Source organism: Listeria swaminathanii (genome assembly GCF_014229645.1).
Classification (GTDB): Bacteria; Bacillota; Bacilli; order Lactobacillales; family Listeriaceae; genus Listeria; species Listeria swaminathanii.
Genome location: NZ_JAATOD010000001.1, coordinates 1,205,172 through 1,218,179, shown reverse-complemented (window position 1 = coordinate 1,218,179; position 13,008 = coordinate 1,205,172). Strand labels below are relative to the sequence as shown.

Below are 13,008 nucleotides of genomic sequence, written 5' to 3'. Positions count from 1 at the left end.
AAAATTTTCCGTATTGAATAGCATTTTTTTTAGATAATCGGTATAATAGATTAGAATTGTTTTCAATGAAATGAGGTCTATAATGAAGAATACAAAAGGTAAGAAAATTACAATTATTATTTCTATTATTATTTTAATTCTAGTGATTGCAACTTTTTCAGGCTATTATTATGTAAAATCGCAACTGGAACCCAAAAATGAAGCAAGCAAAGAGAAAATCACCGTAGAAATCCCAGCTGGCTCTAGTATTTCTGATATTTCTACTATTTTAGAAGACAAAAAAGTAATTAACAACGCTTCTATTTTCTCGTTTTATGTAAAATACAATAATGATACGAATTTAAAAGCTGGAAATTACGAATTAAGCCCAGCGATGAACACGGATCAAATCGTTAAGAAAATGCAAGAAGGTAAGACGGTTGCACCTGCGAAATTAGTCGTTCCAGAGGGTTATACACTGGATCAAATTGCAGATAGAATCGTTGCTTACCAACCAAAACTTAAAAAAGCTGATGTGCTTAAAACAATGGATGACCCGACATTTGTTGCGTCCATGATTAAAGCATATCCAGACACAGTAACCAATGATGTTTTAAATAAATCTATTAAACATCCATTAGAAGGTTATCTATACCCAGCCACGTATACATTCAAAGGAACCGATGTATCTGCTGAAGAAATCATTACTGAAATGGTCAAAGCGACAGATGTGAATGTTGCTAAATACCGCGATGAATTAACCAAACAAAAAATGTCGGTACACAAATTCTTAACGATGTCTTCTATTATCGAAAAAGAAGCAACAGAAAACGTAGACCGCAAAATGATTGCTAGCGTTTTTTATAATCGTTTAGCAAAAGATATGCGCTTGCAAACTGATCCAACCGTTCTTTATGCGCTTGGTGAACACAAAAGTAAAACAACCTATAAAGATTTAGAAGTAGAATCGCCATATAACACATACAAAAACAACGGCTTACCACCAGGTCCCATTTCCAATAGTGGCGATACTTCTATGGAAGCTGCTCTTTACCCAGAAAAAAGTGACTACTTGTACTTCTTAGCCAACACGAAAACAGGCAAAGTTTATTTCTCCAAAACATTAGAAGAGCATAATAAACTAAAAGAAGAGCATATTACGAAAAATAATTAAAACAACCACTTGTCAGAAGCATGTTTCGCATGTTTTTGGCAGGTGCTTTGTTTGTTAAAAGATAGGGGATCCTAGCAGTGAATGATATTATTCATGATTATTTATTAAAACATATTCCTAAGAGCACGCCTTTTTTTGAAGAGCTAGAGGCCTATGCTGCGGAAAATGAAGTGCCCATTATGGAGCCAGATTCTTTATATTGCTTATTACAGATTTTGGATATTCAAAAGCCAAAGCGGATATTAGAACTCGGAACAGCAATTGGTTATTCTGCTTTAAAAATGGCAGATAAACTTCCAGATGTAGAAATTATTACTGTTGAACGCGATGAAGAACGATACAAACAAGCCGTACATAATATTCAACGTTACGGAGCTGCTGACAGAGTAAAACCACTCTTAACAGATGCTATTGAAGGCGCAGAAGAAATTTTGGCATACGGTCCGTTTGACGCGATTTTTATTGACGCAGCCAAAGCGCAATACGAGAAATTTTTCCATATTTATACCGATTCTTTAGCTGAAAATGGGGTTATTTACAGTGATAATGTTCTTTTCAAAGGATTAGCGCTGGATATGTCACCAGAAAAACAACGCAAATTACGTGTTGCTAGAAAAATGCGCCATTTTAATGATTTCTTAGTAACACATCCTGATTTTGACACAACTACCATTCCACTCGGGGACGGCTTATCTATTTCCAAAAGAAAGAAAACTGGAGGCGTATCATGACAAAAAAACCAATCGTAGTCGGCGTAACTGGCGGTTCAGGTTCAGGAAAGACTAGCGTAACAAAAGCGATTTGCGACCATTTTAGCGGTCACTCGATTTTGATGATTGCCCAAGACGTCTATTATCACGACCAAGCAAACATTAGTTTTGAAGATAGATTAAAAGTGAACTATGATCATCCGTTAGCCTTTGATACTGATTTACTTATTTCGCATATTGCGGCGCTACGTCGTTATGAAACAATCGAAAAACCAATTTACGACTATGCCAAATATACACGAAAAGAAGAAGTAGAAATCCAAGAACCACGGGAAGTAATCATTTTAGAAGGTATTTTAATTTTAGAAGATAAACGACTTAGAGACTTAATGGATATCAAAGTGTATGTCGATACAGATGACGATATTCGTTTTATTCGTCGGCTGTTACGTGATATGAAAGAACGTGGCCGGACGATGGATTCTGTAATCGAGCAATACCTTTCCGTCGTTAAACCGATGCATAATGAATTCATTGAGCCAACGAAAAAATTTGCCGATATTATCATTCCAGAAGGCGGCGAGAACCACGTAGCAATCGATTTAATGACAACAAAAATTGAATCAATCTTGCAAAAACATGTATAAACAACAGGTATCACTTGTCAAATAGAGAAAATTAAGGTAAAATTTTCCTAGTAAAAAGAGAGACAATTGCTTGCTATTTCTAGCGTGGCATGTTAATCTTTCACACGAGTAGTAATATTTTTGATGAAGGTGCGGAGCGATATCTCCGTGCTTTTCTATACAATAATGAACAAACAAAAGGAGCGAAATCGATTGGCGACAGAAAAAGTATTTCCAATGACCCTAGATGGGAAAGCAAAGTTAGAAAATGAATTACAAGAACTTAAAACAGTAAAACGGAAAGAAGTAGTAGAACGGATTAAAATTGCCCGTAGTTTTGGTGATTTATCTGAGAACTCCGAGTATGATTCCGCAAAAGACGAACAAGCATTTGTTGAAGGTCGTATCACTACGATTGAAAATATGATTCGTAACGCACAAATCATTGATGCTGCAGAAGCGCATAATGGTTTAGTAACACTAGGAAACACAGTTACTTTCATCGAATTACCAGACGGCGAAGAAGAAACTTACACAATCGTAGGTAGCGCAGAAGCAGATCCGTTTGAAGGTAAAATTTCCAATGATTCTCCAATTGCCAAAGGTTTACTTGGCCATAAAGAAGGGGAAGAAGTAACTATCCAAACACCAGCTGGTGACATGAGCGTTAAAATCGAAAAAATCACAGCATCTTAATTTTATCTGGTGTTTTTGTACAGCGGTTACTTATAAGGTGGTGAATGCAAATGGCAGACAAACGACAATCAAATAACCGTCGCATTAAACAAAATTTGGTCGAAGGATCTCGTTCACAACAAAATACAAAACGAAAAAAGACGAATTTAGTCTTAAATGTTTTAATTATCGTGGTAAGCTTACTTATCATTGGTAGTTTATATTTTGTGCTGTTTAAAACAGAGAGTGACCCCGCACAACAAGAAAACAAAACGGCATCTTCCAATTCAAAAAAAGAAGATGCCGCTAAATCAGATAAATCATCCGAAAAAGAAAAAGACTCTTCCGATGAAAAAACAACGGAAACGACTGAAAGCGATGATCCTAATGTGGCGAAAGTTATTACCAAAGACTGGAAACCAATTGGTACCGAACAAACCGGTGATCATGTGAATTCTTACAGTTCCACAAGTGTAGATTGGCAAGAAAAACGGAAAGCTTTTTCAGCAGCAACGGATATCCCAATCTCGAACACATCTCTTTGGTTCGTAGAGCAAGGGGCGGATCCAGCGACGCAGGCTATTGGAACACTTTCTACTAAAGAAGACCCGGATAAAGCATATCGTGTTTATATCACATGGGTTGACGGTGAAGGATGGCAACCAACCAAAGTAGAAGAACTTAAAACAAACGACAAAAGATAAAAGCACAGAAGTTAGCTGTTAACGACTGTGCTTTTTTGGAGGTTACATAATGACAATTGGTATTATCGGAGCAATGGAAGAAGAAGTGGAACTTTTAAAAAATACCATGCCAAGCGTAGAAGAAATTGTTATCGGTGGCGCTAAATTTTACGTCGGCGAAATTTCTGGCAAAGAAGTCGTGCTTTTAGAATCAGGCATTGGTAAAGTAAATGCAGCGCTTGGAACAACACTTATGGCGGACCGTTTTAAACCAGAAGTAATTATTAATACTGGCTCAGCTGGTGGTATGGCAGAAGGTTTAGCCGTTGGGGATGTTATTATTTCTGATCGCCTAGCATACGGGGACGTTGATGTAACTGAATTTGGCTATACGTATGGTCAAGTACCAAGAATGCCAGCCTTTTACCAAGGGGATGCGGTTCTTCTTAAAAAAGCAGAGACAATTTACCGTGAAAATTTTGCTGCAAGTGAAAATAAAGCGGTCTATGGCCTAGTAATTACAAATGACTCATTCATTATGCGACCTGATCAACATGAAATAATCCGTACTTTTTTCCCAGATGTAAAAGCTGTTGAAATGGAAGCGGCGGCAATCGCGCAAGTTGCGTATCAATTTGATATTCCATTCTTAATTATTCGTGCTATTTCCGATTTAGCTAACCAAGAAGCAACGATTTCTTTTGATGAGTTTATTCACTTAGCTGCGAAACAGTCAGCTACTTGCATCATCGAATTACTAAAAACAATTTAAAAAAACGCTTGGAGTTTTAGCTCCAAGCGTTTTTTTATTTTACGTATTCTTCTGTTAAAGCAAGGAAATCTTCTACATCTTTAGCGGCAAGGGCAACTGCTTCTTCCCAGAAATCAGCTTTACGTAAGTCGACTCCAAGATGTTTTTCAGCAAGTTGTTCCGTCGTCATTGAACCAGTGTCTTGTAAGAGTGCAATATACTTATCTTCATAACCAGCGCCTTCAGCTTGTGCTTTATGGTAAATACCAAGCGAGAACAAGTAACCGAATGTATACGGGAAGTTATAAAACGGTACATCAGCAATATAAAAATGTAATTTAGAAGCCCAGAATTGTGGATGGTATTCGTCAAGTGCATCCAAGTAAGCTTCTCGTTGCGCTTCTTCCATCAAGGAATTAAGTCTATCAACTGAAACAACACCTTGTTTACGTGCTTCATAGAAGTTACATTCGAAAATAAAGCGCGCATGAATATTCATAAAGAATGCGATGCTACGACCAATTTTATCTTCAAGTAACGTGATTTTTTCTTCTTTTGTTTTGGCATCCTTGACAGAAGCATCGGCAATAATCATTTCAGCAAAAGTTGAAGCTGTTTCTGCAACGTTCATGGCATAATCAGTGTTTTCGAAAGGTTCGTCGCGAATAACGTGCGAATGGAAAGCGTGGCCAAGTTCATGAGCAAGTGTCGCGACCGTTCCAGGAGCGCCGTCATACGTCATGAAAATCCGGCTTTCTTTTTCGACAGGGAAGTCGGTACAAAAACCACCAGGACGTTTATTATCACGATCTTCTGCTTCAATCCAACCTTTTTCAAAAGCAGATTCCGCAAAGTTTGCCATTTTCGGGCTAAATTTATTAAATTGTTCAATGATAAATTTTGCGCCTTCTTGATACGTATATTTCTTTGGTTCACTTGAAAATACAAGAGGGGCTTCGACATCATAAAAACTTAACTTTTCCAATCCAAGTAAGTTTGCTTTTCGATCTAAAAAGCGAACAAAAGTAGGTTTATTCGTTTGGATAACATTCCACATGGATTTCAATGTTTGTTCATCTAAACGATTAATCGCAAGTGGTTCATCCAGAATATTATCCCATTTACGAATTTCATATGTAGCTAAGCGGAAACCAGATAAATGATTTAATGTATCACTGAATAAACGAGATTCTTCTTGCCAAACACGTGTATATTCTTTGAAAACAGCTTGACGAACTGCGCGATCTGGATGGTTTAATAAGTTTAGTGCTTGCCCAGCTGAAACGTCTTTTTCTTCTCCGTCGATTGTAATGTGCATGCGTAATTTACCAACAATTGTATCATAATGGTCGGACCAGCCACGATAACCATCAACAGCTAAAGAGTTAATTGCCGCTTCTTGTTCTTTGCTGCCTTTTTTACGGCGATTCGCACGCGCTTCACTTAAAATAAAGCTAATTTGCGATAAACCATTTTGTTGCATTAATTCGTCCCAAACACGGTCAGAAACTTGTGCAAATTTGTCATGCCATTCATCTTCGGCCGTTGCAAGTGTCGCAACATATTGATAAATTAATGCAGAAAGTTCGTTTGCGCGTGTATCATTGATATCAGCGGAAGCAAGGCATTCTAAAAAAGAACCTGCTGTAAGTAAAATTTTTGAAATATCTGCGTTTTGATTAACTAGAAGTAAAAATTCTGCAGAGGCTTCCAGATTTTCAGGAACTTCCCATTCAGCGACATTTGCGACAAAGCTATCTAAATCAGCTTTTACCTCTTGAAGCGTTTGCTGTAATTCTTCAGAACCGCTGCCGCCAGCATATATATTTTCTAAATCCCATGTTAATGCATAATCTTTTGACATTTGTTTGCCTCCTTAAAAAAATAACGTTTCCTTTCATATTATAGCATTTTTCTAAGCTTTTTTTGTAAAATAAGCAGAAAGATGGTAAAATTTATAGATTATTAGTCTAATTGAATGTATGATAGAATAGACTGTACTAAATAAAAGAATGAGGTGCCAATACGTGTTAAAGCAATTCTCACCAGATAAAATGTTGAATACTCCATTTGGAATAACAGCAGAGCAGCTTCGAAAAATGGGAAAGACTACTATTTTAACTGATCTTGACAATACGCTGCTCGCATGGGATCAACTAGATGCAACGGATGAAGTTATCAACTGGTTTACTATATTGAAAGAAGAAGGAATCAAAGTGATGATTTTTTCTAACAATAACGAAGAACGAGTTGCTCGTGTGGCAAAAGCAATCGATGTCCCTTATTTAGCGCGGGCTAAAAAACCCTTAGGCGCTAATTTCCGCTGGGCTTTAAAAGAACTGAATGCAACACCAGAAGAAACTGTGATGATTGGTGATCAAATTATGACAGATATATTCGGTGGAAATCGTCAAAAATTAACAACTATTTTTGTTCGTCCTGTGAAACAAACCGATGGAATGGCGACAAAATTAAATCGAATGATGGAAAGCGTTATTTTAAAACGATTAGCGAAGAAAAACCAAATTAAGTGGGAGGAATCACTTTGACAGAAGAAATAAGATGTATTGGTTGTGGGGCGATTATTCAAACTGAAGATCCAGACAAAATTGGCTACGCGCCAAAATCATCCCTCGATAATGAACAAGTTATTTGTAAAAGATGTTTTCGTCTAAAACATTACAATGAAATTCAAGATGTTGCGCTAACAGATGATGATTTTTTACGCATTTTAAATCAAATTAGTTCGAAGCAGGCATTAATTGTCTATGTAGTGGATATTTTTGATTTTGATGGCAGTTGGTTGCCTGGACTTCCTCGTTTTGCAGGAAGCAACCCTGTATTACTTGTTGGAAACAAAGAAGACGTGTTACCAAAATCATTAAAACGTGATAAATTAACACGTTGGATGAGAACCCGTGCCAAAGAGCAAGGCTTAGCGGCGACAGATGTCGTTTTAGTCAGCGCTGAAAAAGGCCACGGATTCGATACTCTTTTAGAGAAAATTGATGAATTACGAAGCGGACAAGATGTCTATGTGGTTGGTTGTACAAATGTTGGTAAATCAACACTTATCAATCGTATCATTAAACAAGCATCTGGAGAAAACAATGTAATCACGACATCACAATTCCCGGGAACAACACTTGATAAAATCGAAATCCCATTAGCAGATGGCAATGTTCTTGTCGACACACCAGGAATTATTAACCATCACCAAATGGCGCATTTCATTGATACAAATACATTAAAAGCTATTACACCTAAAAAAGAAATAAAACCAGCTGTTTTCCAATTAAACGAAGAGCAAACCTTATTCTTAGGCGCGCTTGCTCGTTTGGATTACGTTTCAGGTGGCCGTAAATCGCTTGTTGTCTATGTATCAAACAATTTACCAATTCACCGCACGAAATTAGAAAAAGCAGAAGCATTATATGAAAATCAAGCTGGACTTGTTCTTCAACCGCCAACCGAAGAAGGTATGAAAACATTACCTAAGCTCGTGCCATATTCCTTTACTGTGAAAGAAAAAGCGGATATCGTCTTTTCTGGGCTTGGCTGGGTGACAATTCCAGAAGGCGGAGCAAAAGTAACTGCTTGGGTTCCAGAAGGCGTGAGCGCAACAATCCGGACATCACTCGTTTAAAACTAAGGAGGCCTGTCATTTGGAAAAATATGTTGTTATCGGAAATCCAATTCGTCACTCGTTATCACCAGCTATGCAAAATCGGATTTTCCAAGAACTTGGAATGAACGCGGAGTATAACTCTGTTTTAATAGAAGAAGACGCTTTTGAAACAGAAATCAAAAAATTAATGGATTCTGGAGTGCGTGGTTTTAACATCACCACACCATTTAAAGAACGCATTCTACCATTTTTAGACGAACTAGAGGACCTTGCAGCAGCTTCCGGCGCAGTTAATACAGTGCTTAGAAAAGAGGGCAAATGGTACGGATTCAACACAGATGGCAAAGGCTACTTAGAAGGATTAGAAGAAATTCGCCCCATCACAAAAGATGATTCTATTTTAATCACCGGTGCTGGTGGAGCAAGCAAGGCAATTTATCTGGCGCTTACAAGTCATACAGACGCCAAAATAACCGTTGCCAACCGAACCACAGAAAAAGCGATAGAAATGACGAAAGATAATGCTAATCACCACGCCATGACCCTGCAACAAGCAGAACAAGGACTGGCTGATTTTACCATTATCATTCAAACGACTTCTATCGGTCTAGAAGCTTCTAAAAACAAAAGCCCAATTTCGCTGGCAAATGTATCAAAAGGAACGATTTGTTCGGATATTATTTATAACCCAGCCGAAACTGCTTTTCTAAAAGAAGCAAAGGAAAATGGGGCTATTACCCAAAACGGCTTACCGATGTTTGTTAATCAAGGGGCACTTGCCTTTGAAATATGGACTGGTATTAAACCAGAGCGATCACTGATGAAAGAAGCAGTACTCGAACAATTAGGAGGAAACTAATGTTAACAGCTACACAAAAACGTTTTTTAAGAAAAGAAGCACATAATATCCAACCCATTTTCCAAGTAGGAAAAGGAAGCGTATCACCAAACTTAATTATCCACGTAAAAGAAGCGCTAGAAGTGAGAGAATTAATTAAAATTTCGATTCTACAAAACTGTGAGGAAGATAAACAAACCGTTGCAGAGAAAATTAGTGCTCGTTCCGGCGCGGATATCGTCCAAGTGATTGGTAGAACAATTATTCTTTATAAAACTTCTGTAAATAAGCCACAAATTAAATTACCGTAACTCTGGAGGAACCTGCGATGACACATAAAGTCGGTATCTTAGGCGGAACATTCGATCCACCACATTTAGCGCACCTTCGCATGGCAGAAGAGGCGAAAAAACAACTTGGTCTCGAAAAAATCCTTTTTCTACCTAATAAAATTCCGCCACATAAACACATTAGTGGTATGGCTTCCAGTGACGAACGCGTAGAAATGCTTCAACTGATGATAGAAGGTATAGATTCTTTTGAAATTGATACACGTGAGCTCATGCGCGCAGGAAAGTCCTATACGTATGATACAATGCGTGATATGATAAGCGAGCAGCCGGATACTGATTTTTATTTTATTATCGGTGGAGACATGGTAGAATATTTGCCAAAGTGGTATCATATAGATGACTTAGTAAAAATGGTGACCTTCGTTGGGGTGAATCGCCCCCTTTATCAACCAGAAGTTCCATATGACGTTGTAAAAATCGACATGCCGGAAACGACAATTTCTTCTACAGAAATTAGAAATGATATCGAACACGCAGAAGCCTTTTTGCCAGAAAAAGTTTGGTCATATATAAAGGAGCATCAACTTTATGGAAAGAAATGAAGTGCTAAAAAAAGTAGAAGCAGCTATGCCGAGTGCTCGTTTCAAACACACTTTAGGCGTAGAAAAAGCAGCCGTAGAACTTGCAGAACATTATCATATGGATGTGGAAAAAGCGAGAATTGCTGCGCTATTGCACGATTATGCCAAGTACTATGAAGATGATAAAGCTCGAAAAATCATTGAAGACGAGGGCTATGACCCACGTTTGCTTGCCTTTCATCGTTCGCTGTGGCACGCTCCAGTCGGTGCCTATCTGGCAGAAAAAGAATTTGGTATTACCGATACGGAAATACTGGAAGCTATTCGCCTGCATACCACAGGAAGCGCGACGATGTCTGATTTCGATAAACTTATCTATTTAGCCGATTATACCGAACAAGGAAGAACATTCCCTGGCGTATATAAAGCACGTAGACTAGCACTTAAATCATTGGATGAAGCAATGCTATTCGCTTTATCAAACACCATTACGCACTTGATCAAAAAGCAACAATTGGTTTTTCCGGATACACTGGATGCCTATAATTATTTTGTTAATTTAAATTTGGAAGGAGACTATTAATAATTTGAACAGTTACGATACATTAATGCTGACCGCAAAGGCAGCAGACGATAAAAGAGCAGAGGATATTTTGGCATTAGACATGAAGGGGTTATCAAGTTTCGCGGATTATTTTGTTATCTGCCACGGTAATTCAGACAAACAAGTCCAAGCAATCGCTCGTGAAATAAAAGAAAAAGCTCTAGAAAACCAAGTAGATGTGAAACGTTTAGAAGGCTTTGATGCGGCACAATGGGTATTAATCGACTTAGGCGATGTCATTATCCATGTATTCCACAAAGAAGAGCGTTCTTACTATAATCTAGAAAAACTATGGGGAGACGCGCCACTAGTGGACGTTTCTGCGGCGTTTGTTTCTTAATAACAAACAAAACAGGCGGGAATATTCTCGTCTGTTTTTTTAAGGAGAAATTAATAATGAGTTATGAATATTTTCCAGGTTTTTACGATAGACTTATGGATTCTGAACTTTATGATGAATGGGTAGAATTTTCAGCTGATTTTATTGGGGATACACCAAAAAAAGTGCTTGATTTAGCCTGTGGAACTGCAGAATTTGCGCTACGATTAAGCTTTTTAAGCCATCAAGTAACCGGGGTAGATTTGTCGAAAGAAATGGTAACCGTTGCAAAAGAAAAAGTGGCTGCTGCGGAAATAAATTTACCGATTTTAGAGCAAGACATGTCTAAACTAGCATTAGGTCAAACGTTTGATGTTGTCACGTGCTTCTGTGATTCCCTTAATTATTTGGAAACAGAACAAGCGCTCGCGGACACAATCCAAGCAGTTTCAGCACATTTAGAACCAAGTGGCTTATTTTTATTTGATGTCCATTCTGTTTTTAAAATAGATCAAGGCTTTAAAGATTATTCTTACGGTGACAGTGATGAGGAGATTTCTACCATTTGGAATTCATTTCCGGGTGAGCATCCACACTCTATTGAACATGAACTAACTTTTTATATTTTGGGCGAAGATGATACGTATAACCGAGTGGACGAATTGCATAAAGAACGTACCTATCCAATTGCTACTTATGAAAATTTATTAAAAAAATATGGTTTTACGAAAATAGATGTTTATGCTGATTTTAGTCACGAAAAACCAACCAATACGAGCGAAAGAATCTTTTTCGCAGCAAGAAAGTAATTTTCCGAGATTACTTTCTTTTTTTATGTCATTTTCCACTTGGAGGTAGAAGAGGAATTTGTAATCGTACGGCGAATAATATTAGTAAGGGCGGTGATAGGCATGATGGAACTACTAAAAAAACACAAAAATTATTTCATTATCGGGGTGGCTATTCTTTGCGCTGGGTTAGTTTATCTCGCTATTCCAGATGGTGGAAGCGATGAAGTCACAGCAACTCAAACAGTAACTAAGGAAGAAAAACCGGAGAAAGAAGAGATAAAGACATCTGGCTACATCTATATTGACATCAAAGGCGCAGTACGAGCACCAGGTGTATATAAATTACCAGTAGATGCCAGAGTGCAAGATGTGGTAAAAATCGCAGGAGGGCTCACAGGAGAAGCTGACAACAGTAAATTAAACTTAGCAGAAAAACTAAAAGACGAAATGAGTATCTACGTTTACGAAAAAGGAGAGGAAGGACCTGCACTGCCAGTAGCTAACGCAGAAGAAACAACCAACACGACTGAAAAAATTAATATTAACAGCGCAACGAAAGCAGATTTACAGCAAGTGCCAGGAATTGGCGAATCAAAGGCAACAGCCATTATTGAATATCGCGAAAAAGAAGGTTTATTTCAAACAATAGAAGATTTGAAAAATGTTTCTGGCATAGGCGAAAAGACAGTAGAAAAATTAAAAGAATATTTGGATGTTAATTAATAAAAGTGGTTGACGAACTTCCTTCTAAACACCTATACTAATATTTATCAAATCATAAGGGAGTTTTTAATGTGCAAAGGATCGCATGGGATCAGTTTTTTATGGCGCAAAGTCATCTAATATCATCAAGGAGCACGTGTACACGACTAATGGTAGGTGCGACAATAGTTCGAGATAAACGTATTATTGCGGGCGGATATAATGGGTCAATAGCTGGTGGGGATCATTGTGCAGAACATGGTTGTTATGTTGTAGATGGCCATTGTATTCGTACAATACATGCAGAAATGAACGCAATCTTACAATGTGCCAAATTTGGTGCAACTACAGATAAAGCGGAATTATATGTAACACATTTCCCTTGTCTTGCTTGTACAAAATCTATTATTCAAGCAGGAATCAAGAAAGTATATTTTGCTAAAGACTACAAAAATCATCCGTACGCTTTAGAATTATTTAACATTGCAGGCGTTGAATTACAAAAAGTAGAATTTGATGAATCTGTTCTTCAAGTAAACAATTGGAACGGCGATAAAATGCATACTTTAGTAAAAGAAGCTGCAAGTGAAGTAAATATCGAACCAGAAAAAGCAGAGCAACTGTACCAAAACATCTCAGAAAAATTGAACTAAA

General features: G+C 37.6%; 17 protein-coding genes. 16 read left to right on the top strand and 1 reads right to left on the bottom strand.

Annotation, left to right across the window (positions count from 1 at the left end; all coding sequences use genetic code 11):
• Positions 1-82 precede the first annotated feature (82 nt).
• From mltG to HCX62_RS06080, 6 genes are all read left to right on the top strand, one after another.
• The gene (gene mltG / locus HCX62_RS06105; RefSeq protein WP_185637697.1) at positions 83-1,153 is read left to right on the top strand and encodes an endolytic transglycosylase MltG; all 1,071 of its coding nucleotides are present in this window, start codon (positions 83-85) and stop codon (positions 1,151-1,153) included.
• Positions 1,154-1,230: 77 nt separating this feature from the next.
• Positions 1,231-1,884: an O-methyltransferase gene (locus tag HCX62_RS06100; protein ID WP_185637695.1), complete on the top strand. Its 654-nt coding sequence runs from the start codon at positions 1,231-1,233 to the stop codon at positions 1,882-1,884.
• Positions 1,881-2,510, top strand: coding sequence for a uridine kinase (udk, locus tag HCX62_RS06095; RefSeq protein WP_003747779.1), 630 nt, complete (start codon positions 1,881-1,883; stop codon positions 2,508-2,510). The genes HCX62_RS06100 and udk overlap by 4 nt, the downstream gene beginning before the upstream one ends.
• Before the next feature lie 192 nt (positions 2,511-2,702).
• Positions 2,703-3,185 (top strand): transcription elongation factor GreA, encoded by a 483-nt coding sequence (gene greA / locus HCX62_RS06090; RefSeq protein ID WP_003722004.1) that lies wholly within the window; start codon positions 2,703-2,705, stop codon positions 3,183-3,185.
• A gap of 50 nt (positions 3,186-3,235) precedes the next feature.
• Entirely contained in the window at positions 3,236-3,868 is a 633-nt protein-coding gene (locus HCX62_RS06085) for a YrrS family protein (protein ID WP_185637694.1), read from the top strand.
• A 49-nt stretch (positions 3,869-3,917) separates the two neighbouring features.
• A complete protein-coding gene (locus tag HCX62_RS06080) occupies positions 3,918-4,619 on the top strand; it encodes a 5'-methylthioadenosine/adenosylhomocysteine nucleosidase (protein ID WP_185637692.1) in 702 nt (233 codons plus the stop codon).
• A 34-nt stretch (positions 4,620-4,653) separates the two neighbouring features.
• Here HCX62_RS06080 and HCX62_RS06075 read toward each other — a convergent pair whose 3' ends face one another.
• Entirely contained in the window at positions 4,654-6,462 is a 1,809-nt protein-coding gene (locus tag HCX62_RS06075) for a M3 family oligoendopeptidase (protein WP_185637691.1), read from the bottom strand.
• Positions 6,463-6,625: 163 nt separating this feature from the next.
• On the opposite strand from HCX62_RS06075, the gene HCX62_RS06070 reads away from it, so the two are divergent.
• From HCX62_RS06070 to HCX62_RS06025, 10 genes are all read left to right on the top strand, one after another.
• Positions 6,626-7,147 (top strand): YqeG family HAD IIIA-type phosphatase, encoded by a 522-nt coding sequence (locus tag HCX62_RS06070; RefSeq protein ID WP_185637689.1) that lies wholly within the window; start codon positions 6,626-6,628, stop codon positions 7,145-7,147.
• Positions 7,144-8,244, top strand: a complete 1,101-nt coding sequence (yqeH, locus tag HCX62_RS06065; protein WP_185637687.1) for a ribosome biogenesis GTPase YqeH — start codon at positions 7,144-7,146, stop codon at positions 8,242-8,244. The genes HCX62_RS06070 and yqeH overlap by 4 nt, the downstream gene beginning before the upstream one ends.
• Positions 8,245-8,263: 19 nt before the next feature.
• Positions 8,264-9,085, top strand: coding sequence for a shikimate dehydrogenase (gene aroE, locus HCX62_RS06060; RefSeq protein ID WP_185637685.1), 822 nt, complete (start codon positions 8,264-8,266; stop codon positions 9,083-9,085).
• Complete coding sequence (gene yhbY, locus HCX62_RS06055) at positions 9,085-9,375, top strand: ribosome assembly RNA-binding protein YhbY (RefSeq protein ID WP_185391409.1); 291 nt, start codon at positions 9,085-9,087, stop codon at positions 9,373-9,375. The genes aroE and yhbY overlap by 1 nt, the downstream gene beginning before the upstream one ends.
• A gap of 17 nt (positions 9,376-9,392) precedes the next feature.
• Entirely contained in the window at positions 9,393-9,959 is a 567-nt protein-coding gene (locus tag HCX62_RS06050) for a nicotinate-nucleotide adenylyltransferase (protein WP_185637683.1), read from the top strand.
• Positions 9,946-10,521, top strand: a complete 576-nt coding sequence (gene yqeK / locus HCX62_RS06045; protein WP_185637681.1) for a bis(5'-nucleosyl)-tetraphosphatase (symmetrical) YqeK — start codon at positions 9,946-9,948, stop codon at positions 10,519-10,521. The genes HCX62_RS06050 and yqeK overlap by 14 nt, the downstream gene beginning before the upstream one ends.
• A gap of 4 nt (positions 10,522-10,525) precedes the next feature.
• Positions 10,526-10,882, top strand: a complete 357-nt coding sequence (gene rsfS, locus HCX62_RS06040; protein ID WP_185391406.1) for a ribosome silencing factor — start codon at positions 10,526-10,528, stop codon at positions 10,880-10,882.
• A gap of 56 nt (positions 10,883-10,938) precedes the next feature.
• The gene (locus tag HCX62_RS06035) at positions 10,939-11,670 is read left to right on the top strand and encodes a class I SAM-dependent DNA methyltransferase (RefSeq protein WP_185637679.1); all 732 of its coding nucleotides are present in this window, start codon (positions 10,939-10,941) and stop codon (positions 11,668-11,670) included.
• Positions 11,671-11,772: 102 nt separating this feature from the next.
• Positions 11,773-12,375 carry a helix-hairpin-helix domain-containing protein gene (locus HCX62_RS06030; RefSeq protein WP_185637677.1) on the top strand — a complete coding sequence of 201 codons (603 nt, stop codon included), beginning with the start codon at positions 11,773-11,775 and terminating at the stop codon, positions 12,373-12,375.
• Between the two features lie 71 nt (positions 12,376-12,446).
• Positions 12,447-13,007 carry a ComE operon protein 2 gene (locus HCX62_RS06025; RefSeq protein WP_185637675.1) on the top strand — a complete coding sequence of 187 codons (561 nt, stop codon included), beginning with the start codon at positions 12,447-12,449 and terminating at the stop codon, positions 13,005-13,007.
• The last annotated feature ends 1 nt before the right edge of the window (position 13,008 follow it).

Coding starts and splice junctions, on each gene's coding strand:
- mltG (WP_185637697.1), top strand. CDS start 83: ATGAAGAATACAAAAGGTAAGAAAATTACAATTATTATTTCTATTATT.
- HCX62_RS06050 (WP_185637683.1), top strand. CDS start 9,393: ATGACACATAAAGTCGGTATCTTAGGCGGAACATTCGATCCACCACAT.
- HCX62_RS06080 (WP_185637692.1), top strand. CDS start 3,918: ATGACAATTGGTATTATCGGAGCAATGGAAGAAGAAGTGGAACTTTTA.
- HCX62_RS06030 (WP_185637677.1), top strand. CDS start 11,773: ATGATGGAACTACTAAAAAAACACAAAAATTATTTCATTATCGGGGTG.
- HCX62_RS06085 (WP_185637694.1), top strand. CDS start 3,236: ATGGCAGACAAACGACAATCAAATAACCGTCGCATTAAACAAAATTTG.
- yqeK (WP_185637681.1), top strand. CDS start 9,946: ATGGAAAGAAATGAAGTGCTAAAAAAAGTAGAAGCAGCTATGCCGAGT.
- HCX62_RS06035 (WP_185637679.1), top strand. CDS start 10,939: ATGAGTTATGAATATTTTCCAGGTTTTTACGATAGACTTATGGATTCT.
- HCX62_RS06075 (WP_185637691.1), bottom strand. CDS start 6,462: ATGTCAAAAGATTATGCATTAACATGGGATTTAGAAAATATATATGCT.
- udk (WP_003747779.1), top strand. CDS start 1,881: ATGACAAAAAAACCAATCGTAGTCGGCGTAACTGGCGGTTCAGGTTCA.
- yhbY (WP_185391409.1), top strand. CDS start 9,085: ATGTTAACAGCTACACAAAAACGTTTTTTAAGAAAAGAAGCACATAAT.